Origin of the sequence: Vescimonas fastidiosa (assembly GCF_018326305.1) — a bacterium.
Classification (GTDB): Bacteria; Bacillota; Clostridia; order Oscillospirales; family Oscillospiraceae; genus Vescimonas; species Vescimonas fastidiosa.
Window position 1 is genome coordinate 402119 of record NZ_AP023415.1, and the last position, 24153, is coordinate 426271.

A 24153-nucleotide genomic window follows, 5' to 3' on the forward strand; every position below is an offset into this window, starting at 1 on the left:
TCGGAAGGAGGGCTGCCTACGGCCACGACCTACTACAAGAAGCACAAAATCAGCAAGGGCGAAACCATCGCGCAGTCCTTGAAAGAGCGGTTTGACTATGGGCAAAACCCGGACAAGACCGAGGGCGGCGAGTTGATCTCGTCCTACGGCTGCGACCACATGACCGCCGATGCCGAGTTCCTACTAAGCAAGGCCAAGTACAAGGCCGTCACAGGCCGGGAGCAGCGGCGGGATGCCGATGTGCTGTGCTATCAGATCCGCCAGTCATTCAAGCCCGGGGAGATCACGCCGGAGGAGGCCAACCGCATCGGCTATGAAACGGCGATGCGCTGGACAAAGGGCAAATACGCCTTTTTTATTGCCACCCACACGGACAAGGCACACATCCACAATCACATTTATTACAATTCGACCTCGCTGGACTGCACCCGGAAATTTCGGGATTTCATCGGATCTGGCCGTGCGCTGCGGCGGCTCTCTGACCGCATTTGCCTTGAAAATGATCTGTCCGTCATTACCAATCCCAAACTGCACAGCAAGGGACGCTTTCTCCATTATGGGGCGTGGCTGGGGACGGATCGGCAGCCCTCGTACAAGGAGCAGTTACGGCTTGCCATTAATGAAGCTCTTGCCAAACGCCCCGCCGACTTTGACGCTTTTCTCCGGCTCATGGAGGCATCCGGCTACACGGTCAAGCATGGGCGCGGCGGTACGATCTCTTTTCTTGTTCCGGGGCAGAAGCGGGCAACCCGGCTGCGGGCGTCCACCCTCGGGGACGGCTACGATCCCGAGGACATCAAGGCGGTTATCGCTGGGGAGCGTCCAATCCCGGAGCAGCCTGTTTCTGCGCCTGCTGCCCCTCGCCGTGTCAATCTGATTGTTGATATACAGGAGCGCCTGCGTTCTGGCAAAGGTGCGGCCTATGCACGGTGGGCAAAGGTCTATAACCTTAAACAAATGGCGGCGGCACTTCAATTCATGCAGGAGCAGAATATCACCGAGTATGACCAGCTCTCCGCAAAGGCCGAGGACGCCGTTGCTTGTTTCCATACGCTGACGGAACAGCTTCGACAGACCGAGGCCGACCTTTCCCATACCTCTGAACTGATGGGAGCCGTGGTGCAGTACGCCAAGACCCGCCCGGTGTTCGATGGGTACAAGGCCGCAAAGTACAGCCGAAAATATCTTGCCGAGCATGAGGCGGAGCTGGCGGACTACCGAGCAGCCAAGGCTGCGATGGGAGAGCTGCTGGACGGAGAGAAGTTGCCCAAGATGGCAGAGCTAAAAGGAAAACGCCGCCAACTGGCGGCGCGGAAAAAGGCACTCTACGCTGACTACCGAACGGCACAGGAGCAAATGCGGCAGGCCGTGGCGGTCAAGGCCAATATTGATCATCTGCTGGGCGTCACGGACGGCCAACACAAAAAGGAACAGGAGCGATAAGCGACAGTGACGCAGACAATTACTTTGGGACAAAATGTCCCAAAGCCGGGTTTGGGGAGGCTCCCCAACAAGCGTTTTTGCAGCCCGCCGGGATGCAAAAATAGCAAGTGTGGCTACACTTGCCCTGCTTGCCGTTAGTGCGTTCCCCAGAAACCCCACGAAAAACGGAGGCAGCGCCGTTTCTTACGCTTCCTCCGTTTCTCTGGCTTTTTGTATTCCCTCTGCGGTAGCTTCCATGATCGTCAATTCATTTTCGTCCATTGTGTTTAGCATCCTGTCAATGTGCTGGCGGCAATCACTTTCTTCATTCTGCTTGTCAGGATAGAAGAATTGATCGACGGAAATATCCAGTAGAGTGACGATTTTATAAAAGGTATTCAAGCTCGGATGTTGACCACGATTTTCAAAATACATAATGGAACGAGGTGTACGGTCAACGAGCTGCGCGAGGTACTCCTGTGTCCAGCCTTTGGCTTCTCTTTTGCGCTTGATCTCCCGACCTAAAGCATGGAAGTCAAGCCGTCGTTCGTCTTGGTACATTCTCATATCACCCATATATTATTCTACATTTCGGGTTTGATTATGAGAACGAAACGATGTTTTATGTTTGGTAGTATTTAATTTCATATCCGTGCGTAAGGACGCGAGAATGGAGTTCGCTCTTGACAATCTAACGATTGTTAGGTACAATATTTCTAACAGTTGTTAGGTCGAGGAGGGATTTAACAATGAATGAAACAAGAGAACGCATACTAGAGGTGTCCTTATCCCTGTTTTCGGAATATGGATTTTCCGCTGTTTCTATCCGAGATATATGTAAAATGGTAAGCATCAAGGAAAGCACAATTTATTATCACTTCAAGAATAAGTACGCAATTTTTGAAGAACTATTATACCGATTTCAGAGTAAGGCCGATAGCATGATGGGCCATCTTACATCACAAATATCCAGTGAAACAAACACCTTTGGTGATAATTTTTATTTTGAAATTTGCAACCACTTTTTTGAACATTATCTTATGGACGAGTTTTGCAATAAGATAATGCGCATAATGCAGATCGAGCAATTCAATAATGAGGAAGTTCAAAAGATATATAAACATTGGATGTTCGCAGAGCCTTTGAAATTCCAGAGCAGTATATTTCAAAGGCTTATGGACATCGGGATCATGGAGAAAGCGGATAGCGAATATATGGCAATCAAGTATTATGCCCCGATTTTTTTCTTTGCCCAAAAGTGGCTTTTATGCGGAAAACTGTCCGAGGAAAATAAGGCGGCCTTTCGCAAAGATGCCTATCAGCATATCCATGTGTTTTTTTCTGAAATGGGGGGAGTATAAATGTCCAATATTGTTATAACTGGAGCAAATCAAGGTATAGGATATTTCCTTGTAGAGCAGTTGCTCAAAGATGGAAATAGGGTGGCTGTTTTAGATTTAGAAACGGAAAATCTTGAAAAGCTCAAAAGAGAACATGGCAATAATCTTTTATACTATGTAGTCGATGTACGAAACCACAACGGCCTGCGAAATGCCGTGCAAGCAGCTGCTGCGGAGTTTGGCAGCATAGATATTGCAGTTCACAACGCCTGTAAATGCACCTTTGATGCAGAAGTGAACACCGACCTGCATACATACAGAGATGTGTTTGAAGTAAATTATTTTGGTGCGTTGTGCCTGGCAAAAAGCGTCTTGCCGTACATGGTCAAACAAAAGAACGGCAGGATCATTTTTACGAGTTCTGGTGTTGGAGTCACTGGATTTGCAAACATCTCTCCGTATGCTTCCACAAAAGGCGCGTTGGAGGCATTGGCAAAGTGCTTGAAAATCGAATATGCCAAAGACAATATATCGTTCCATATCTTCCACCCGCCGCTGACGCGAACGAGATCGTCTGCGCCCCTGCCTGTTCCCAAAGAATTTATGGCTGCACCTGAGAAGGTGGGACAGGGTCTTGCCAAACATATTCATTCCAAGCGGTTTATCATTTGCCATAGCCTGTGGCAAAAAATTCAAACACTCGGATGCTATCTGTTTCCCATCAAGATGGGAAGCCTGTTGTCAAAAATGACCTCTCGTGCTGAAAATCAAGCAGGAAACAAATAAAGCGTCCGCTCGGCCAACCATGGAGTAAGACATCCACAAATCTACCGACTTTTATAACTGTAAGGAAAGGAGGATTCGATGAAGAAAAATATAATGATAATCAATACAGACCGTGAGGCTGCCCAAATCGTGAAGGACAACCTAGCTTGCCCCAGTACCAATATTCTTTGCGTGTCCTCCATGCACGAGGCGTTGTTGTCATTCATGGACAAGAAGTTTTGCTTGGTGATACTGGACGCCTGTATTTCCGCAGAGGATGACCACAAACTGCTGAAAGCCATGCGGAAGGCCAGAACAACGCCCATTCTGATCCTTTCCTCACAGTTCTGTCATATAGAGCGGTTAGAGGTACTACAAGCCGGTGCCCATGCCTATATCGGCTACCCCTATTCGTTGGAAGAATGCCTTGCCCAGGCACAAGCGCTTATGCAGCTATATTGTGACCTCAAACCACAAAAAGAAGTGTGCTATACGCTGGCCTTTGGCAAAAACCTCATTATTGATCCGCTGACAAGGCAAGTACAGCTCAACGGCCAAAATCTGCAACTTACCCGCAAGGAGTTCGATTTGCTGTTCTGCCTTGCAAGCAACCCCGGACAGATATTCAGCCGGGAACAGCTATACAACCAAGTATGGGACGAACACGCAGCCTACAATGTGGATGATGTGGTAAAGTCACAGATCCGTTTGCTGCGGCAAAAGCTGTCTGTTGCAGGCAAGGAATACATAAAGAATGTTTGGGGCGTAGGATACCGATTTCATAGTGAGCCGGATGACGAGTAAAAACCGTCATCCGGTTTTCCTCTTTTTCCCCTATTACTATCCCTTAGATTTTCCTTTTCCAAAATACGATTTACGCATCCGTAGTTTTACGGCCAATTCTGCTTGCCGCAGAGGGCTTGGATGCGTAAGTCAGACCCTATGCGGCGGCATACAGGAGGATGCCGTCATTGCTTATTCTAGGATTTCTACATAATATCCATGATCTTCACCAGCTAAAAAAAGCGTAGCTCCCCCGTTGGAGAAGTCCGGGTACGGACATGAAACAAATAAGTACAAAAACAACGATAATATTTCGCGCGCCCGCATAGCGTCATGCTATGCGGGCGTTTTTATATGCCTATACCTTGGGACAATTTGTCCCAAAGCAGCCAGCCCCGGCTGCCGATCCCCTCCGTGCCTCCGTTCTGTTCACCCACCCACACACGAACTGAATGGAGGAATTACAAATGACGACCATCAATCTGAAGGACTTTTACGCTTGGTACACCCATGATGAATACATCGAAGTTTCCGACGAAGTGGCCGCCGAGCTGAAGGCGGACAAGCTGTATGAGGCAGCCTATCAGCGGCGCACGACCCGCAATAAGGCGCAGTATTCCCTCGACTGTGACGATGGGATCGAATACTCGGCCTGTCTGCATGAGCCGACGCCGCAGGAGCTTCTGGATCGCATGGAGCTGTTCGTCCACCTCTGGAACGCCCTCAACTCTCTGCCGGAGGTGCAGGGCGTCCGGGTGGAGGCGCATCTGATTCTCGGCAAGAGCTACCGTCAGATTGCCCGGGAGCAGGGCGTAGACAAGAGCGCTGTTCGCCATTCCGTCAAAAACGGCAAGGCGGCCATGAGAAAATATTTGAAAAAATTTCTCTAAGGGTATCTCCAGTTGCCCGATTTTTGTCCTTGGTATATGAGAGGTAGTTTTCACCTCTCCGCAGCAAGGTAGTTGATGCTCCGTCACGGATCGTCGCTGTCCGCTGTGAGGGAGCGCCGCATTGAATATGAGCTGTCTTATGACAGGCCAACAGGAGCGGGTGCGGCGCTCCCGCCTTTCAAAAACACCTTGGGATTTGGGGTACCCCGCAAAGTCACAAGACTTTGTGGGGAGAGGAGGCGCAACGAAGTGGGCGGATTTTGGAACATTTTGTCCCAAAGCAGCATAGCGGAGTTTGTGCCGACGAGTACCGAGGTCATAAGCTACAGGCCAGCACCCGGCGTGCTGGCCTGTTTGCTTTCCCCAGCGGACAACGGGGAACGCGCATTGTGTTTTGCATCTGTGAAAGGAGGACGCCATGACTGAGAAGCCCGCCACGGAAGAATATGTGTACTACATTGGAAAGATCCGCTTTATCGTCACGCCTGTTTACAAGGAAACGGGAGAGCTGATGCGTGACATCCTTTTGAAGCTGATGCTGGCTGATCTGGAGCCGGTATAAGCCCCCATCGACATCCTTAACATGGGCGGTCGGGCGAGGTATAATATAGATAGAATAAAACCCCTTGCTTGACTGCCAGAGAGGAGGTTTATATGAAACAGTCAAGCAAAAAACACGAACTCGGCACAGCCGCTCTTTACTGCCGACTGAGCCGTGATGATAATATGGACAGCGAGTCCAACAGCATCCAAAATCAGCGGAAGATACTTCAAAAGGCTGCCAAGGACAAGGGCTATACCGACACGATCTTTTTCGTGGATGACGGTATCACGGGTACGACGATGAAGCGTCCCGGATTTCAGAAAATGCTGACCGCTATCGAGGCCGGGTACATCTCGGCGGTGTTCGTCAAAGACCTGTCCCGGCTGGGGCGCAACTACATTGAAGTCGGCAAGCTGACCGAAGAATTTTTCCCACTTCACGATATACGGCTGGTGGCTGTTTCTGATGGCGTGGACAGCGATGAAGGTGAGGACGATTTCACCCCGTTCAAAAACATTATGAACGAGTATTACGCCAAGGACATTTCCAAGAAGCGCCGGATCGTGAATAAGATGAAAGGCAACGCGGGCGTTCCGCTCTCTCCGCCGCCCTATGGCTACATCAAAAACCCGGACGATCCCCGCTTTTGGGTGGTAGAGCCGGAGGCCGCCGAGGTGGTGCGCCGGATCTACCGTATGGCGCTGGAGGGGTACGGGCTGGCGGAAATTGCCGCCCGCCTTGCCGCCGATGGCGTGGTCAATCCCACCTACTACTGGCGCAGCCGTGGGACGAGTCGGGGTGGGTCGAAAAGCACCGTGGAGCCTACCAAGTGGGGGCATACCACCGTCAAGAAGATCCTCACCTTGCAGGAATACTGCGGTGATGTCATCAACTTCAAAAGCTACTCCAAGTCCTATAAGATGAAAAAACGGATCGAGAACCCTGAGGAAAACCGGGCGATCTTCCTCAATGTCCATGAGGCCATTATTGACCGCCAGACTTGGGAAAAGGTGCAGGCGCTCCAAAAAGGGACACGCCGCAAAAAGCCCACGGTCACGCAGGAGTCCAGCGTATTCTCCGGCCTGCTGAAATGCCCGGAGTGCGGCGGCAACCTCAATTTCCACTTCAACCAGAACAATCACGACATCAAGTTTTTCAGCTGTCAAAATCATAACTCCGGCTATCGCAAGTGCAGCAAGACGCACTATATCCGGCTGGACTTCTTAGAGCAGGTTGTTTTGTACGAGGTCAAGCGGCTGGCCTGCTTCGCCAGCGAATACGAAAATGACTTTATCAAAGTCATGATCGGACATTCGGCAAAGGTGGCAGAAAATGGACGCATCCGCAAGCAGCGGGAGCTGGACGCTCTGACTGCCCGTGACCGGGAGTTGGATATGCTCTTTGAACGGCTCTATGAGGACAATGTAGCGGGAAAAATCGACGATGCCCGGTTTTCCAAAATGTCCAAACGCTATGAACAGGAGCAGGGCGAAAACGCAAAGAAGATTAAGGCTCTGCGGCTGGAACTGAAAAAGGACGAGAGCAAGCGCATGGACATTGACGATTTCCTTGAAACGGTGCGGCAGTACACGGACGCAACCACCATTACAAAGCGCATGGTCGCGGAGCTGATCGACCACATCGAGGTGTACCACGCTGAAAAGCAGGACGGCATTACCAACCAGCGCGTCGATATTCACTACAACTGCATCGGTGCCTTTGATGTGCCGGATCGCCGGAAGATCCCGGAGGCCGACATTATCATGGAAACAAGAAAAGGCGTAGCACTCAGCTACGCCCCGGAACAGGTTGCAGTATGAACTTTGTGGGAAATAAAAAAGCAGAGTGTCCATTACAGGATACTCAGATCCTATAAGGACACTCTGCATGGTCCGAGTGTCGAGATTCGAACTCGAGGCCTCTTGAACCCCATTCAAGCGCGATACCAAACTTCGCCACACCCGGATATGTAATTTTTGCTGCTCAAATCGAATCAGCTTGCTTATAATACCACCGTCCACGGCAAATGTCAACACCTTTTTTCAAATTACGAACGAAATGTAAACTTGAGCGGGAATGGGGGAGAATTGGCCGCTTCGGTGTTGACGGAAAACGATGCAAGGGTGTATAATACATTGATTTAATATGCGGAGGTAGACCCTTTATGTGGATCGCAGACGGTTGGAAGGACTATGAGCTGTTGGATTGCGGCGGCGGGGAAAAGCTGGAGCGCTGGGGACAGCAGATTTTGGTGCGGCCTGACCCCCAGGCTATTTGGGAGACGGACCATCGCCACCCCGGCTGGCGGCAGGCCAACGCCCGGTACAGCCGCTCCTCCACCGGTGGCGGTCACTGGGACAAGCACAAGCTTCCGGAGCAGTGGGCCATAGGCTATAAGGACCTGCGCTTTCAGGTGAAGCCCATGAACTTCAAGCACACCGGCCTTTTTCCGGAGCAGGCGGCCAACTGGGACTTTGCCATGGAGAAAATCAGAAACGCCGGGCGGCCCATCCGGGTGCTGAACCTCTTCGCCTATACCGGCGGGGCTACGGTGGCCTGTGCGGCGGCGGGGGCCAGCGTGTGCCATGTGGACGCGGCCAAGGGCATGGTGGCCTGGGCCAAGGAAAACGCCAAGGTCTCGGGCCTTAGCGAGGCGCCTATCCGCTGGATCGTGGACGACTGCGCCAAGTTCGTGGAGCGGGAGATTCGCCGGGGCAAGACCTACGACGCCATCATCATGGACCCGCCCAGCTATGGCCGCGGTCCCGGGGGCGAGGTGTGGAAGCTGGAGGATAACCTCTATCCCTTTGTGAAGCTCTGCGCCCGGGTGCTGTCGGATAAGCCCCTGTTTGTGATTTTGAACTCTTACACCACGGGCCTTGCGCCTTCGGTGCTGGGCTATATTTTGCAAATGCTCATCGGTAAGGAGCGAGGCGGCAAGGTCACCTGGGACGAGCTGGGCCTGCCGTGCAGCGAAAGCGGCATGGCGCTGCCCTGCGGCGCCACGGGCCGGTGGATGAGCGAATAAAAACTGCGTAGTAAAGAAATGAGATAAATCGTATGGCAACCATGATAAAAACAGAAAAACTCACCTTCACCTACCCGGCGGAGGAGGGGGGGCGGCAAGAGTCCTCCGCTCTGCGGGAGGTGGAGCTGGAGATCGAGAAGGGGAGCTTTGTGGCGATTTTGGGCCACAACGGCTCCGGTAAATCCACTCTGGCCAAGCACATGAATGCGGTGCTGCTGCCCACCGGCGGAACGGTTTGGGTGGAGGGGTTGGACACGGCGGACCCGGCGCTTTTGCTGGAGGTGCGCCGCCGAGTCGGAATGGTATTCCAAAACCCGGACAACCAGATCGTAGCCAATGTGGTGGAGGAGGATGTGGCCTTTGCCCCGGAGAACCTGGGTGTGCCCTCGGCGGAAATCCGCAAGCGGGTGGACGATGCTCTGGAGGCCGTGGGCATGGAGGAATACGCCCGCCATGCGCCGCACCTGCTCTCCGGCGGACAGAAGCAGCGCGTGGCCATTGCCGGAGTCATTGCCATGGAGCCGGAGTGTATCGTGCTGGACGAATCCACCGCCATGTTGGACCCGGTGGGCCGCCGGGAGGTGCTGACCACGGTCCACAAGCTGAACCGGGAGCGGGGCATTACCGTGGTGCTTATTACCCACCATATGAACGAGGCTATGGAGGCCGACCGGGCCATTGTGATGAACCACGGACAGGTAGCCATGGACGGCACACCCCGGGCGGTATTTGCCCGGGTGGAGGAGCTGCGGGCCCTGGGCCTGGCGGCGCCGGACACGGTGGAGTTACTTTATGAATTGCGGAGCCGGGGCATAGACATCCCGCTGGATGCTATGACCGTGGAGGAGTGCGCAGACGCTATCTGCCACGCCTTTTCCGGTGAAAAATAAAAGGGGATTAAACAAGTTGAAACCAGTATTAGAAGTTAAGGCTCTCACGCACACCTATAGTGCGGGGACACCTTTTGAGCACAAAGCCATTGAAGATGTAAACCTGGAGGTGATGCCGGGGGAGTTCCTGGGCATCATCGGCCACACTGGGTCGGGTAAATCCACCCTCATTCAGCACCTGAACGGGCTGCTGCGCCCCACCGGCGGAGAAATCCGCCTGGACGGGGAGGACATTTGGGCGAAGCCCAAGGAAATCCGCCGGGTGCGGTTTCAGGTGGGGCTGGTATTCCAGTACCCGGAGTATCAGCTTTTTGAGGAGACCGTATTCAAGGACATCTCCTTCGGACCCAAGAACATGGGCCTGGAGGACGAGGAGGTCGAGCGCCGGGTGCGTCAGGCGGCGGCCTTTGCAGGCATCGATGAGGAGATGCTGGAAAAGTCTCCCTTTGACCTCTCCGGCGGACAGAAGCGCCGGGTGGCTATCGCGGGCGTCATCGCTATGGAGCCGAAGGTGCTGATTTTGGACGAGCCCACGGCGGGTCTGGACCCCCGGGGCCGGGAGGCTATATTGGCCCAGCTGCGTGACTATCACCGGCAAAAGGGCAACACGGTTATTCTTGTGAGCCACTCCATGGAGGAGATTGCCCGGAATGTGGACCGTATCATCGTTATGAGCCACGCCCACAAGCTGATGGACGGCACCCCGGAGGAGATTTTTTCCCGGGCCAACGAGCTTTTGCAGGTGGGCCTGGATGTGCCCCAGGTAACGAAGGTAGCCATGGAGCTGCAGAGGCGGGGCCTGCTGCCGGACAGCAGTATATATACCATTGACGAGCTGGTGCGCCGCCTCCTGGCGCTGAAGGGAGGCGAGGCCGTATGCTGAAGGATATTACCCTGGGCCAGTTCTTCCCCGGCAATACCATCGTCCACCGGCTGGATCCCCGGACGAAGATTTTGGCGGTGGTGCTGTACATCGTGGCCCTGTTCAGCGCGGATAGTGTGCTGACCTATGCCATCGTCATGGTGGCGCTGACGGTGAGCATTTTGGTCTCTAAGGTGCCGTTCCGGTCGTTAACCAAGGGACTCAAGCCCATTGTCATCATAGTTATTTTCACAGCCGTTATGAACCTGTTTTTTACCAAGGGCACGCCCGTGTGCGATGTGTGGCTGCTGCGGCACATCACCTGGGAGGGCCTGGTTGCGGCGGTGAAGATGCTGCTGCGCATTGTGATGCTCATAATGGGGACCTTTCTGCTGACCTATACCACCAGCCCCATCGCCCTGACGGACGGACTGGAGTCTCTGCTGGGCTTTTTGAAGAAGATCAAGGCGCCCATCCATGAGCTGAGCATGATGATGTCCATTGCCCTGCGGTTTATCCCCACTCTCATCGAGGAGACGGATAAGATCATGTCCGCCCAGAAGGCCCGGGGCGCGGATTTTGAGTCCGGGAATATTTTCAGGCGGGCCAAGGCCCTGGTGCCGATCCTGGTGCCGCTGTTTATCTCCGCCTTCCGCCGGGCCGATGAGCTGGCCACGGCCATGGAGTGCCGCTGCTACCACGGCGGCGAGGGCCGCACGGCCCTGCATGTGCTGCGCTATGAGCGGGCGGATTGGCTGGTGCTGGGGGGCTTCATAGTCCTGGCGGCAGGGATCATCGTGCTGGGCCACTTCGGCCTGTAAAAAAACGGGAGGAAAGGATGCCCTATGCGGAACATAGCCCTTGTGCTCATGTATAACGGCACGGCCTATCACGGCTGGCAGGTGCAGAAAACCGAGATTTCCGTGGCGGAGACCCTGGAGCGGGGCCTTTCCATGGTGTGCGGTGAGAAGATCAAGTGCGTGGGCTGCGGCCGCACCGATGCCGGCGTACACGCGGAATACTATGTGGCCAATTTCCATACCAATTCCCGCATTCCCGTAGAGCGCATCCCCTTTGCGGTGAACACGCATATTCCCGAGGACATTGTAGTGCGTCGAGCCTTTGAGGTGGCGGAGGATTTTAACGCCATCGGCTCCTGCATAAAAAAAGAGTATACCTACCGTATTTATAATTCCCGCATCAAAAACCCGTTTTATGTCCATCGGGCCTATTTCTATCCCAAGAGGCTGGACGAGACGCTCATGGATCGGGCGGCGCGGATGTTTGAGGGGACCCATGACTTTGCTGCGGTGCGGTCTGTGGGGACCAATGTGAAAAGCACGGTACGCACCATTTATTATTGCCGCGTGGAGCGCCGGGGCGAGCTGCTGGAGCTGAAGGTGTGCGCCAACGGATTCCTATATAATATGGTGCGGGCCATCACGGGCACGGTGCTGTACGCCGCCGAGGGGAAGCTGCTGCCGGAGGACATTCCGGCGATTCTGGACTCGGGCAACCGCACCTTGGCCGGCCCCACGGCGCCGCCGGGAGGACTGTATCTGACCCGGGTGTGGTATGAGGATGAAAGACTGAATGGAACAGATGAAATTTGAGCAGGGAGACCTGCAGCAGGAGGCGCCCAAGCGCATAAAAAAAAGACAGCCGCCCCGGCGAAGGCTGCGGGCGCTGGCGGTGGTGGCGGCGGCGGTGCTGGCGGTGGTGGCGGCCTTTGTGCTGCTGGACCGTACCGCCTTTGACGGCCTGCGCCGGAGCATCGCCTATATGCAGGCGGAAAAGGACGAGAGCGGCTGTGCGCGGCTGTTTCAGTACAGCAGCGACGGAAGCAGCCGATATGCGGACCTGAACGGAAGCCTGCTGGTAGCCTCTGCAAATGAGATCACCCTCCTGGATGACAAGGGAAACGCTGTCTACCACACGGCCCTGCAGTTTTCTCAGGTGGCCCTCAGCGCTGCGGACGGGCAGGCGGCGGTGTATGAGATCGGAGGCCGGACCCTTTATCTGCTGAATAGCCGCGGACTGGTGCAGCAGATGGACCTGGAGGGCGATATTTTCGCCGTGCAGATGGGCCAGGGCGGCAGATTTGCCGTGACGCTTAAAAAAACAGGATATAAAACCACGGTGTCCGTCTATAATGGCAAGGGTGAGCCGCTGTACGATTTTAACTCAGCCCAGAGCTATCTGCTCACCGCCGCCGTGTCGGAAAACGGGAAATATATGGCCGCTGCGGCCATGAGCCAGGATAACGGCAGCTTTGTAAGCTCCCTGCAAATTTATAAGCTCACCTCCGAGACCATGGCAGCTGAGGGGACTCTGGAGGGCGGCGTGTATGAGATGGGCACCGTGGGCGGCCGGTTCTGCGCCGCTACGGATAAGGCGCTGTATTTTGTAAAGACCGACGGCACCGTGACCTCTTATGATTTTCAGGGTGCCAGCCTGTCCCGCTGCGGCCTGGGCGCGGATAAATTTGCCGCCGTGCTGCTGGAGAATTATGCCTCCGGCGGGCAGACGCACCTGGCCATAGTAAATGCCGCCGGAGAGGAGATCAGCTCCATGGCCGTGGACAGCGAGGTGCTGGACCTGTCGGCTGCGGGGCGGTATTTGGCGGTGCTTTACAGCAATAAGCTGGTGATCTACGATCAGAAGCTGCGGGAGTGTGCCGTGCTGGAGGATGTAAGCTCCGCCCGGCGGGTGCTTATGCGCAGCGACGGGTCGGCGGTGCTGGCGGGAACCAACGCCGCCAGCCTGTATTTGCCGTAAAAAAGGAGGCGAGTGCGTATGATTTGGTTGGATCTGGTAATCGTGGGCGTGCTGCTGCTGGGCCTGGGGATCGGCGCCAAGCGGGGCTTTTTGCAGACCCTGGGCGGCGTGGCGGCTATGATCGTGTCCTTTGCGGGGGCCGGAATCGCTGCCGGAGCTTTTTCTGGCACGGTAGCCAAATGGATACGCCCCGTACTGGAGAAAAAGCTGGAAAGTAAGGGCATCACCGGCGGTAGCACTGCCGAAATGGTGGAGCAGGCGGGCTTCTTTGGCGACACCGCCCGCCGCATTACCGACAGCGTGGGCACTCTGATGAAGGAGACCAAGGAGACCATGGTGGCTGCCGTCACCGACGGCATTGCCCAGTCCATTGCCTATGCGCTGGTGTATTTGGCGGCATTTGTGATACTGATGCTGCTGTGCAGGCTCCTGCTTCGGATGCTGAAGCTGGCGGGAAGGCTGCCGGGGCTGCGCACCCTGAATTTGGTGGGCGGCGGCGCGCTGGGGCTGGCCGTGGCGGTATTGCTGGTATTTTTGGCCGTGTGGGTGCTGCAGAGATTGCAGCTGGTCATCACGGAGGATATGGTGCAGCAGTCCGCTTTGCTGCAATTTTTCGTGGGGCAGTCCCCTATGGACTGGTTCACATCGCTGTAAACCCAAAGTCCATCCCCGGGTGGGGTGGCAGGAAAAACGGAGGAAACTATGCAACCTACTCTTTGCTCAAAGTGTAAGAAAAATGTGGCTGTGGTGTTCATCTCCCGGATGAACGAAAAGGGCGAGCCGGTGAATGAGGGCCTGTGCCTGCAGTGCGCCGCCAAGCTGGGCCTGCCCCAGGTGGAGGACATGATGAAGCGCATGGGCATCACCCCGGAGGATCTGGAGAGCCTCAGCGGCGAGATGATGCAGGCCTTCGGCGGCGCCGAGGAGCTGGAGGATCTGCCCGAGGAGGAGGGCGGCGACGAGGATGAGAGCGGAAAGACCGCTACCTTCCCGTTTTTGAACCGTCTTTTCGGCGGCAGCCAGACCCCGGCGGAAAAGCAGCCTGGGGACCAGTCTGCCCAGGGCCGGGAGACCAAGGGCGGTAAGACCGAGAAAAAGCGCAAGTTTTTGGATAATTACTGCATCAACCTTTCCCGCCGGGCTCGGGAGGGAAAGCTGGATGCGGTTATTGGCCGGGAGGAGGAAATCGAGCGTGTGGTGCAGATTTTGAACCGCCGCCAGAAGAATAATCCCTGCCTTATCGGTGAGCCCGGTGTAGGTAAGACCGCTATTGCCGAGGGCCTGGCCCAGCGTATCGTAGCCGGGCAGGTGCCCTTTAAGCTGCGGGATAAGGAGGTCTACCTGCTGGACCTGACGGCCCTGGTGGCCGGGACCCAGTTCCGTGGCCAGTTCGAGAGCCGTATGAAGGGACTCATCGAGGAAATCCGCAAGGCCGGGAACATCATCCTGGTCATTGACGAGGTGCATAACATCGTGGGCGCCGGAGATGCTGAGGGCAGTATGAATGCCGCCAACATCCTCAAGCCCGCCCTGTCCCGGGGTGAGATACAGGTTATCGGCGCTACCACCTTTAATGAGTACCGCAAGTTTATTGAGAAGGATTCCGCCCTGGAGCGTCGCTTCCAGCCGGTAACGGTGGCAGAGCCCAATATGGAGGATACGCTGAAGATCCTCAAGGGTATTGCCCATTACTACGAAAATTTCCACGGGGTGCAGATTCCCGAGGGCATTCTGCGCCAGGCGGTGACCCTGTCAGAGCGGTACATTACGGACCGTTTCCTGCCCGATAAGGCCATCGACCTTATCGACGAGGCCTGCTCGGACCTGAATCTCCGGGATGCGTCTATTAACCGCCGCATGGAGCTAAAGCGCGACCTGGAGAATATCACCTTTGAGCGGGAGAAGCTCATGTCCGCTGAGCCGGAGGAGGGGAAGGAGTTCACCCAGGAGGAGCTGGACACCCGCTACGCCCGCATTGCCGAGCTGCGCAGTCAGGAAATGCGCCTGCAGGCGGAGCTGACGGAGATCGAGAAAAAGGGCGTGCCCCAGCTCACCATGGAGAACATCGCCCGGGTCATTGAGCTGTGGACCAAGATCCCGGCCAGCAAGATTCGGGAGGAGGAGTTCAAGCGCCTGTCGGAGCTGGAGCTTCGGCTGAAGCAGCACATCGTGGGGCAGGACGAGGCTGTGGCCGCCGTGGCTGCCGCCATTCGCCGCAACCGTGTGGGCATTTCCCCCAAGCATAAGCCTGTGAGCTTCATTTTCGTGGGCAGCACGGGCGTGGGTAAGACGGAGCTTGTCAAGCAGCTGGCCGATGATCTTTTCCACGCGCCGGAGTCTCTGATTCGGTTGGATATGTCCGAGTTTATGGAAAAGCACTCCGTTTCCCGCATTGTGGGCTCCCCTCCGGGCTATGTGGGCTACGATGAGGCGGGCCAGCTGACAGAGAAGATCCGCCGCAAGCCCTATTCCGTGGTGCTGTTCGACGAAATTGAAAAGGCCCACCCGGATGTGCTGAATGTGCTGCTGCAAATTCTGGACGACGGACAGATCACCGATGCCCATGGCCGCAAGGTGAATTTTGAAAACACCGTCATCGTGATGACCTCCAACGCCGGCTCCGACAAGAGCGCCGGCGGCACCGTAGGCTTTGGCCGCAGCAGCGACGAGCAGGATAAGGAGCGGGTGATGAAGGCCCTTCAGTCCTTCCTACGCCCGGAGTTTATCAACCGTGTGGACGAGATCGTGTATTTCCATCAGTTGACCAAGGATAACTTCCGTGGCATCGCCGCCATTATGCTCAATGAGCTGGCGGAATCCCTTTCCGCCAAGGGCTTCGCCTTTATTTACGACGACACGCTGCTGGATTACCTGGTGGAGAAGTCCTATTCCGCCGCCTACGGCGCCCGAAATCTGCGCCGCTGTATCCAGAAGGAGCTGGAGGACCCCATGGCGGTGCGCATCATCGAGAGCTTCGACCATCCCATCACCCATATCCGGGCCTCTGCCGCAGACGGCAAGGTGACACTGGAGACACTGTAAGGAGGCGCTTATGCTGTTTCGCAAAAAAATAGACCCCCGCTGCGCCTACTGCGTAAAGGGGACCCGCATCAGCGACAGGGAGGTGGCCTGCGTAAAATGCGGCGTGGTGGCGGCGGAGCACCATTGTAGTGCGTTCCGCTACGACCCCCTGAAGCGGGTGCCGCCCCGGCCTGTGAAGCTGCACACCGGGGATTTGAAGCAGGAGGATTTTGACCTGTAAGGAGGGCGCACCATGAAACTGAAAAAGGTTTGGGCCGTGTACTTCAGCGGTACCGGCACCACCCGGCGCACGGTAGAGTGCATCGCCGGAGATATAGCGGCCCGGCTGGGCCTGCCGGTGCAGAGCGTGGATTTTTCCCGTCCCGCCCTGCGGCAGGAGACACTGCGCTTTTCTGACACGGATCTGGTTGTGTTCGGCACCCCGGTGTACGCCGGGCGCGTGCCCAATGTGCTGCTGCCTTTTTTACAGGAAAGGGTTGTGGGCGGCGGCGCGCTGGCTGTGCCGGTAGTGCTCTTCGGCAATCGAAACTATGACGACGCCCTCATGGAGCTGCGCAATATCTTGATTGCAGACGGCCTGCACCCCATCGCAGCCGGAGCCTTTGTGGGGGAGCATTCCTTCTCCCGGGTGCTGGGACAGGGGAGACCCAATGCCGAGGATATGGCCCAAATGGACAGATTTGCCGCCCGAACGGCGGAGCTGGCCGCAAAATTGGAGGTAGCCCCGCAAAACCCCGTAGCCGTAGGGGGGCAGGAGCCCATCCGCCCCTACTATACGCCCCGGGACCGGGCCGGAAATCCCATCAATATATTAAAGGTAAAGCCCAAAACGGATCTGTCCCGCTGTGGCGGCTGCGGCCTGTGCGCCGAGCTGTGCCCCATGGGCTCCATCGACCCGGCGGATGTGTCGCAGGTCAAGGGCATCTGCATCAAGTGCTGCGCCTGCGTCAAAGGCTGCCCCACCGGGGCCAAGTTCTTCGACGATGCGGGGTATCTCTACCACCGGCACGAGCTGGAGGCGGAATACGCCCGGCCGGCGGCGAACGAGGAGTTCTACATACAATTATAATATAAGGCGCATAAAAACCGGTCCTCTTCATAGAGGACCGGTTTTCTGTTATGGATTCACAATAGGCAGCAGGTCCAGCAGGTCCTGAATTTCATAGTCAATGCGCAGCCCCTGGGGGCGGGCCAGCCCCTGGGGATTATACCAGCAGCAGGGAATGCCGTAGTTGTTGGCTCCCCGCAGATCGCTGGAGGGGGAGTCGCCGATGAGCAGGCAGTTCTCCCGGGTGATACCGGGAATGCGGGAGAAAACATAGTCGAAGTAGGCCACAGAGGGCTTGCTGGCCCCGGCTTCCTCGGAGATGAAAGCATCACAGATGTAGGGGTGAATGTCGCTGGCGGCCAGGCGGGCCTTCTGCACGGCGGCCACGGCATTGGTCACGATGTAGAGCCTGTGGCTTTCGGCCAGGGTCCGGCAGACCTCCAGAGCGTGGGGCAGCAGAATGGTGTTGGTTTTCAGGGTATCCAGGTGGACGCTGTTGCACAGAACCGGGTCAGCCTGCAGACCGGCACGCTCTAAAAACAAACGAAACCGTTCCACCACCAAAAAATCCTTGGTACACTCGCCTCGGTCAAAGGCGGACCACATCTCCGTGTTGGCCTGCTCATAGGTTCGGAAAAGCTCGTCTGTGTCCGGCAGGTGATAGGTGCGGCACACTTCGCTGAATGCCCGGCGGTTGCCGGCGTCGAAATTAAATAAGGTATTGTCTGCGTCAAACAGAAGAATGGGGTAGGGTGTCATAGGGCTTCTCCTTTTGAATTTTGGAGCTATTATACCACGATCGACCGGGAAAGAAAAGACGGCCAAGGGGCCAATAAGCGCTTTCTATGACAGAAATTAAAAAAAGTAAAAATAAGGGTTGACAGGAGGGCGGAGGTGTGGTAAAGTAGCAAAGTCGTCGAGAGGCGGCGGCTGGTTAGGCCGGCAGGAGAGCGCAGAAAAAACTTGAAAAAAGTTGAAATTAGTGCTTGACATAGCTGGCATAACGCAGTATAATAACAAATGTTCCGCACGGGGCGTGTACCTTGTAAATTAAACAACGAACGAAACGAAAAGCACCAGACGGGAGCACTGAAAAGTGCGACTAAAACTTGGGAAAGCGGGGTTGAGTCAATTACCCGCGGAACTAAGTATAAAAAGTTTTTGAAGCTATGACAAATAGCTCTGTAAAGATTTGAGCAGCTCGATAGAGTTGTTTAGATACCATTTATAGAGAGTTTGATCCTGGCTCAGGACGAACGCTGGCGGCGTGCTTAACACATGCAAGTCGAACGAGAATCTGTGGAAAGAGGATTCGTCCAATTGAAGCAGAGGACAGTGGCGGACGGGTGAGTAACGCGTGAGGAACCTGCCTTTCAGAGGGGGACAACAGTTGGAAACGACTGCTAATACCGCATGACACATTGAGGTCGCATGGCCTTAATGTCAAAGATTTATCGCTGAAAGATGGCCTCGCGTCTGATTAGCTAGTTGGTGAGGTAACGGCCCACCAAGGCGACGATCAGTAGCCGGACTGAGAGGTTGAACGGCCACATTGGGACTGAGATACGGCCCAGACTCCTACGGGAGGCAGCAGTGGGGAATATTGGGCAATGGGCGCAAGCCTGACCCAGCAACGCCGCGTGAAGGAAGAAGGCTTTCGGGTTGTAAACTTCTTTTGTCAGGGACGAGTAGAAGACGGTACCTGACGAATAAGCCACGGCTAACTACGTGCCAGCAGCCGCGGTAATACGTAGGTGGCAAGCGTTGTCCGGATTTACTGGGTGTAAAGGGCGTGTAGCCGGGAGGGCAAGTCAGATGTGAAATCCACGGGCTTAACTCGTGAACTGCATTTGAAACTGTTCTTCTTGAGTATCGGAGAGGCAATCGGAATTCCTAGTGTAGCGGTGAAATGCGTAGATATTAGGAGGAACACCAGTGGCGAAGGCGGATTGCTGGACGACAACTGACGGTGAGGCGCGAAAGCGTGGGGAGCAAACAGGATTAGATACCCTGGTAGTCCACGCTGTAAACGATGAATACTAGGTGTGCGGGGACTGACCCCCTGCGTGCCGCAGTTAACACAATAAGTATTCCACCTGGGGAGTACGATCGCAAGGTTGAAACTCAAAGGAATTGACGGGGGCCCGCACAAGCGGTGGATTATGTGGTTTAATTCGAAGCAACGCGAAGAACCTTACCAGGGCTTGACATCCTACTAACGAGATAGAGATATGTTAGGTGCCCTTCGGGGAAAGTAGAGACAGGTGGTGCATGGTTGTCGTCAGCTCGTGTCGTGAGATGTTGGGTTAAGTCCCGCAACGAGCGCAACCCCTATTGTTAGTTGCTACGCAAGAGCACTCTAGCGAGACTGCCGTTGACAAAACGGAGGAAGGTGGGGACGACGTCAAATCATCATGCCCCTTATGTCCTGGGCTACACACGTAATACAATGGCGGTTAACAGAGGGATGCAAAATCGCAAGATGGAGCGAACCCCTAAAAGCCGTCCCAGTTCAGATTGTGGGCTGCAACCCGCCCACATGAAGTCGGAATCGCTAGTAATCGCGGATCAGCATGCCGCGGTGAATACGTTCCCGGGCCTTGTACACACCGCCCGTCACACCATGAGAGTCGGGAACACCCGAAGCCCGTAGCCTAACCAATTATGGAGGGCGCGGTCGAAGGTGGGTTCGATAATTGGGGGTGAAGTCGTAACAAGGTAGCCGTTCGAGAACGAGCGGCTGGATCACCTCCTTTCTAAGGAGACCTCAAGCAGGCCAAGAGCTTGACTTGTAACATCCTGGTCAGACCGTTTAAGATTTCGTTTTGTCGTTGTTTAATTTAGAGGGCACACACCCTTGAAGATAGGACGGGGATATAGCTCAGCTGGGAGAGCGCCTGCCTTGCAAGCAGGAGGTCGCCGGTTCGATCCCGACTATCTCCACCAAAAAGGAAATATGGGCCCGTAGCTCAGCTGGCTAGAGCGTACGACTGATAATCGTAAGGTCGGTGGTTCGAGCCCACTCGGGCCCACCAATCTGAGTAAGCTCGGAAATAAGTATTCAAAGAAATTGAGTACTTATTTCTGGCCTTAACAAAGGCTGGAGATTGCACCTTGAAAACTGAACAATGTATTAAAGTGATGAAAGCAAGGCAACAGAGAGGTCTTTCAAGGAAACTTGAAAGAAAGTAAGTTGATTTTAATTGTGGACAACATCTGGAAAGATGAGGGTAACAATAACAATTTTGCGTAATCTGTGATTGCCTGCATAATTCAACTATAGAGAACCATATCTCTAATAGGTCAAGCTATAAAGAGCGCAAGGGGAATGCCTTGGCATCAGGAGCCGATGAAGGACGCGACAAGCTGCGATAAGCTTCGGGGAGGAGCAAATATCCGTTGATCCGGAGATTTCCGAATGGGGAAACCCACTGGAGCAATACTCCAGTATCGTGCGTTGAATCAAATAGGCGTACGAAGGGAACGCCCTGAACTGAAACATCTAAGTAGGGGCAGGAAAAGACATCAACCGAGATTCCGCTAGTAGTGGCGAGCGAACGCGGAGGAGGCCAAACCGGAGGATTTATTCTCCGGGGTTAGGACTTGCATCACGATCAGAGGAATCTAAAAGAACGGCATGGGAAGGCCGGCCATAGAGGGTGAGAGCCCCGTATTTGAAAGAGGAAGCTGACAGCGAGTATCCAGAGTACCGCGGGACACGAGGAACCCCGTGGGAAAACGGGTGGACCACCATCCAAGCCTAAATACTACCTGATGACCGATAGAGGAGCAGTACCGTGAGGGAAAGGTGAAAAGGACCCCGGGAGGGGAGTGAAAGAGAACCTGAAACCTTGTGCTTACAAGCACTCAAAGCCCGTTAAAGGGTGATGAGGTACTTTTTGTAGAACGGTCCGGCGAGTTATAGTAACGAGCAAGGTTAAGGTATTCAGTACCGAAGCCGAAGCGAGAGCGAGTCTGAATAGGGCGTATAAAGTTCGTTGCCATAGACCCGAAACCGGGTGACCTAACCATGAGCAGGTTGAAGTGAGAGTAAAATCTCATGGAGGACCGAACGCACGTTCGTTGCAATGACCGGCGATGACTTGTGGTTAGCGGAGAAATTCCAATCGAACTCGGAGATAGCTGGTTCTCCCCGAAATAGCTTTAGGGCTAGCGTTGATTTAGATTACCGGAGGTAAAGCACTGAATGAGCTAGGGGGCGATAAGCTTACTGAACTCTATCAAACTCAGAATGCCGGCTAATTGATGATCAGCAGTCAGACAGTGTGAGATAAGTTTCATTGTCAAAAGGGAAACAGCCCAGACCTACAGCTAAGGTCCCTAATATACGCTAAGTGGAAAACGATGTGGAGTTGCGAAAACAACCAGGATGTTGGCTTAGAAGCAGCCATTCATTAAAAGAGTTCGTAATAGATCACTGGTCGAGTGACTCTGCGCGGAAAATGTAACGGGGCTAAGCGTATAACCGAAGCTTAGGATTGTTCCAAGAACAGTGGTAGGGGAGCGTCGTGTATGGGGTGAAGTCGCATCGGAAGGAGCGGTGGACTGTACACGAGTGAGAATGCCGGAATGAGTAGCGAGAATTATGTGGGAATCATAATGGCCGAAAATCTAAGGTTTCTTGGGGAAGGTTCGTCCGCCCAAGGTAAGCCGGGAGCTAAGGCGAGGCCGCAAGGCGTAGTCGATGCACATACGGTAGAAATTCCGTAGCCACCGAACCTTAAACCGGAAGGACACTTTGAGATAGCAGAACCCAGCCGTTGGTTGAGCTGGGCGTAAGGGACTGAAATATAGTAGGGAAGTCTGCGATGCTCAGAGGCGAGAAAAGCTCCGGTGTATGCTAAGGTGCCCGTACCGCAAACCGACACAGGTAGATGAGGAGAGAATCCTAAGGCCAACGGGAGAAGGGTTGTTAAGGAACTCGGCAAATTGACCCCGTAACTTCGGAAGAAGGGGAGCCTCGAAAGAGGCCGCAGTGAATAGGCCCAAGCAACTGTTTACCAAAAAACACAGGTCTATGCTAAATCGAAAGATGACGTATATGGGCTGACGCCTGCCCGGTGCCGGAAGGTTAAGAGGAGATGTCAGGAGCAATCCGAAGCATTGAATTGAAGCCCCGGTAAACGGCGGCCGTAACTATAACGGTCCTAAGGTAGCGAAATTCCTTGTCAGGTAAGTTCTGACCCGCACGAATGGCGTAATGATTTGGGCACTGTCTCGACAGCCCGCCCGGCGAAATTGTAGTACTGGTGAAGATGCCAGTTACCCGCAACTAGACGGAAAGACCCCATGGAGCTTTACTGCAGTTTAATACTGGGAATCGGTAATTCATGTACAGGATAGGTGGGAGACTAGGAAGCCGGGGCGTCAGCTTCGGTGGAGTCACCGGTGGGATACCACTCTTGGATTGCTGGTTTCCTAACCTGCGGCCCTGAATCGGGTCGGGGGACACTGTTAGACGGGCAGTTTGACTGGGGCGGTCGCCTCCAAAAGAGTAACGGAGGCGCTCAAAGGTTCGTTCAGCACGGACGGAAATCGTGCATTGAGTGTAAACGCATAAACGAGCCTAACTGCGAGACCGACGGGTCGAGCAGTAACGAAAGTTGGAGTTAGTGATCCGGTGGTATGTGAGTGGAAATGCCATCGCTCAACGGATAAAAGCTACCCTGGGGATAACAGGCTGATCTCCCCCAAGCGTCCACAGCGACGGGGAGGTTTGGCACCTCGATGTCGGCTCGTCGCATCCTGGGGCTGTATTCGGTCCCAAGGGTTTGGCTGTTCGCCAATTAAAGCGGCACGCGAGCTGGGTTCAGAACGTCGTGAGACAGTTCGGTCCCTATCTGTTGCGGGCGTAAGAGATTTGAAGGGAGCTGTCCTTAGTACGAGAGGACCGGGATGGACATACCTCTGGTGCACCAGTTGTCCTGCCAAGGGCATAGCTGGGTAGCTATGTATGGACGAGATAAACGCTGAAAGCATCTAAGCGTGAAACTCCCCCTAAGATGAGATCTCTCATCCTTTATGGAGTAAGGGCCCAGAAAGACGATCTGGTTGATAGGCCGGAGGTGGAAGTGCAGTAATGTACGCAGCTGACCGGTACTAATAGCCCGAGGGCTTGACCTACAATTTATGCAGGCAATAAGCCTTCCTGATTCCCGATAATACATTGTTCGGTTTTGAAGGTGCAATCGAGCGCGTAAGTGCAATATGCACCATTAGCTCAGCTGGTAGAGCACCTGACTCTTAATCAGGGTGTCCAGGGTTCGAGTCCCTGATGGTGTACCAGAATTCAGACAGCGCAAGCTGATGAAGATAGAGAGACGGACATGGCCCGTTGGTCAAGTGGTTAAGACAGAGGCCTCTCACGCCTTTAACATCGGTTCGAATCCGGTACGGGTCACCATTTCTTTCTTGACAAAGTACGGAAAAGTGAATATACTACTGTTTGTTACCGCGAATCACGGTTTCAATAGTTGGTGCTGATTAGGGCGAGGGTCCACCCGTTCCCATCCCGAACACGGAAGTTAAGCTCGCTTCTGCCCACGATACTTGGCTGGAGACGGCCCGGAAAAATAGGTAGCGCCAACATAGAGAAGGCACCCAATAGGGTGTCTTTTCTTTTTACTTGCGTTTGATTTATGGAGGAAAATCGGGATGGGCGACCATCCCGTGACAGGTCAGTTAAGCTCGCTTCTGCCCACGATACTTGGCGGGCCGACGCACCCGGAAAAATAGGTAGC

General features: G+C 54.6%; 19 protein-coding genes, 5 tRNA genes and 3 rRNA genes. 24 read left to right on the top strand and 3 right to left on the bottom strand.

What is annotated here, in order from left to right; translation table 11 throughout:
* The first annotated feature begins 78 nt into the window (after positions 1-78).
* Complete coding sequence (locus KI236_RS01910; protein ID WP_212818811.1) at positions 79-1443, top strand: relaxase/mobilization nuclease domain-containing protein; 1365 nt, start codon at positions 79-81, stop codon at positions 1441-1443.
* 183 nt (positions 1444-1626) lie between these two features.
* Here KI236_RS01910 and KI236_RS01915 read toward each other — a convergent pair whose 3' ends face one another.
* Positions 1627-1989 carry a helix-turn-helix domain-containing protein gene (locus KI236_RS01915; protein WP_456243477.1) on the bottom strand — a complete coding sequence of 121 codons (363 nt, stop codon included), beginning with the start codon at positions 1987-1989 and terminating at the stop codon, positions 1627-1629.
* Positions 1990-2171: 182 nt separating this feature from the next.
* Here KI236_RS01915 and KI236_RS01920 point away from each other — a divergent pair, with 182 nt between their 5' ends.
* From KI236_RS01920 to KI236_RS01945, 6 genes are all read left to right on the top strand, one after another.
* Entirely contained in the window at positions 2172-2783 is a 612-nt protein-coding gene (locus KI236_RS01920; RefSeq protein ID WP_212818815.1) for a TetR/AcrR family transcriptional regulator, read from the top strand.
* On the top strand, positions 2784-3548 hold the full coding sequence (locus tag KI236_RS01925) for an SDR family NAD(P)-dependent oxidoreductase (RefSeq protein ID WP_212818817.1): 765 nt from the start codon (positions 2784-2786) through the stop codon (positions 3546-3548).
* Positions 3549-3626: 78 nt separating this feature from the next.
* Positions 3627-4331 carry a response regulator transcription factor gene (locus KI236_RS01930; protein ID WP_212818819.1) on the top strand — a complete coding sequence of 235 codons (705 nt, stop codon included), beginning with the start codon at positions 3627-3629 and terminating at the stop codon, positions 4329-4331.
* 446 nt (positions 4332-4777) lie between these two features.
* The gene (locus tag KI236_RS01935; RefSeq protein ID WP_212818821.1) at positions 4778-5200 is read left to right on the top strand and encodes an RNA polymerase sigma factor; all 423 of its coding nucleotides are present in this window, start codon (positions 4778-4780) and stop codon (positions 5198-5200) included.
* Positions 5201-5618: 418 nt separating this feature from the next.
* Entirely contained in the window at positions 5619-5762 is a 144-nt protein-coding gene (locus KI236_RS01940) for a hypothetical protein (protein ID WP_212818823.1), read from the top strand.
* Between the two features lie 92 nt (positions 5763-5854).
* Complete coding sequence (locus KI236_RS01945; protein WP_212818825.1) at positions 5855-7564, top strand: recombinase family protein; 1710 nt, start codon at positions 5855-5857, stop codon at positions 7562-7564.
* A 68-nt stretch (positions 7565-7632) separates the two neighbouring features.
* Here the strand turns inward: KI236_RS01945 and KI236_RS01950 are convergent.
* Positions 7633-7709, bottom strand: a tRNA-Pro gene (locus tag KI236_RS01950).
* A gap of 199 nt (positions 7710-7908) precedes the next feature.
* On the opposite strand from KI236_RS01950, the gene KI236_RS01955 reads away from it, so the two are divergent.
* The 10 genes from KI236_RS01955 to KI236_RS02000 are packed head-to-tail and all read left to right on the top strand — an operon-like array spanning position 7909 to position 17413.
* On the top strand, positions 7909-8772 hold the full coding sequence (locus tag KI236_RS01955) for a class I SAM-dependent methyltransferase (RefSeq protein WP_212818827.1): 864 nt from the start codon (positions 7909-7911) through the stop codon (positions 8770-8772).
* Between the two features lie 32 nt (positions 8773-8804).
* Positions 8805-9662 (top strand): energy-coupling factor transporter ATPase, encoded by an 858-nt coding sequence (locus tag KI236_RS01960; protein ID WP_212818829.1) that lies wholly within the window; start codon positions 8805-8807, stop codon positions 9660-9662.
* 16 nt (positions 9663-9678) lie between these two features.
* Positions 9679-10545 (top strand): energy-coupling factor transporter ATPase, encoded by an 867-nt coding sequence (locus tag KI236_RS01965; RefSeq protein WP_212818831.1) that lies wholly within the window; start codon positions 9679-9681, stop codon positions 10543-10545.
* Positions 10539-11345 (top strand): energy-coupling factor transporter transmembrane component T family protein, encoded by an 807-nt coding sequence (locus KI236_RS01970; RefSeq protein WP_212818833.1) that lies wholly within the window; start codon positions 10539-10541, stop codon positions 11343-11345. Before KI236_RS01965 ends, KI236_RS01970 begins: the two co-directional genes overlap by 7 nt.
* Positions 11346-11369: 24 nt before the next feature.
* Positions 11370-12137: a tRNA pseudouridine(38-40) synthase TruA gene (truA, locus tag KI236_RS01975; RefSeq protein WP_212818835.1), complete on the top strand. Its 768-nt coding sequence runs from the start codon at positions 11370-11372 to the stop codon at positions 12135-12137.
* Complete coding sequence (locus KI236_RS01980) at positions 12118-13302, top strand: DUF5711 family protein (protein WP_212818837.1); 1185 nt, start codon at positions 12118-12120, stop codon at positions 13300-13302. The genes truA and KI236_RS01980 overlap by 20 nt, the downstream gene beginning before the upstream one ends.
* An 18-nt stretch (positions 13303-13320) precedes the next feature.
* Positions 13321-13956 (top strand): CvpA family protein, encoded by a 636-nt coding sequence (locus KI236_RS01985; RefSeq protein WP_212818839.1) that lies wholly within the window; start codon positions 13321-13323, stop codon positions 13954-13956.
* A gap of 48 nt (positions 13957-14004) precedes the next feature.
* Positions 14005-16344, top strand: a complete 2340-nt coding sequence (locus tag KI236_RS01990) for an ATP-dependent Clp protease ATP-binding subunit (protein ID WP_212818841.1) — start codon at positions 14005-14007, stop codon at positions 16342-16344.
* A 10-nt stretch (positions 16345-16354) separates the two neighbouring features.
* Positions 16355-16564, top strand: coding sequence for a hypothetical protein (locus tag KI236_RS01995; RefSeq protein ID WP_212818843.1), 210 nt, complete (start codon positions 16355-16357; stop codon positions 16562-16564).
* 12 nt (positions 16565-16576) lie between these two features.
* Positions 16577-17413 (top strand): EFR1 family ferrodoxin, encoded by an 837-nt coding sequence (locus KI236_RS02000; protein WP_212818845.1) that lies wholly within the window; start codon positions 16577-16579, stop codon positions 17411-17413.
* Between the two features lie 48 nt (positions 17414-17461).
* On the opposite strand, the gene KI236_RS02005 is transcribed toward KI236_RS02000, so the two are convergent.
* Positions 17462-18151: a YjjG family noncanonical pyrimidine nucleotidase gene (locus tag KI236_RS02005; protein ID WP_212818847.1), complete on the bottom strand. Its 690-nt coding sequence runs from the start codon at positions 18149-18151 to the stop codon at positions 17462-17464.
* 465 nt (positions 18152-18616) lie between these two features.
* Between KI236_RS02005 and KI236_RS02010 the strand changes: the two genes are divergently transcribed.
* From KI236_RS02010 to rrf, 7 genes are all read left to right on the top strand, one after another.
* Positions 18617-20148: ribosomal RNA gene (locus KI236_RS02010) — 16S ribosomal RNA — on the top strand.
* A gap of 114 nt (positions 20149-20262) precedes the next feature.
* Positions 20263-20338, top strand: a tRNA-Ala gene (locus tag KI236_RS02015).
* 12 nt (positions 20339-20350) lie between these two features.
* Positions 20351-20427: transfer RNA gene (locus KI236_RS02020), tRNA-Ile, on the top strand.
* A 266-nt stretch (positions 20428-20693) separates the two neighbouring features.
* Positions 20694-23536, top strand: a 23S ribosomal RNA gene (locus KI236_RS02025).
* 86 nt (positions 23537-23622) lie between these two features.
* Positions 23623-23698, top strand: a tRNA-Lys gene (locus tag KI236_RS02030).
* A 43-nt stretch (positions 23699-23741) separates the two neighbouring features.
* Positions 23742-23816 (top strand) — tRNA-Glu (locus KI236_RS02035).
* Between the two features lie 69 nt (positions 23817-23885).
* Positions 23886-24001: ribosomal RNA gene (gene rrf / locus KI236_RS02040) — 5S ribosomal RNA — on the top strand.
* The 16S, 23S and 5S rRNA genes sit together here with 4 tRNA genes alongside, the layout of an rRNA operon.
* Positions 24002-24153: the final 152 nt, after the last annotated feature.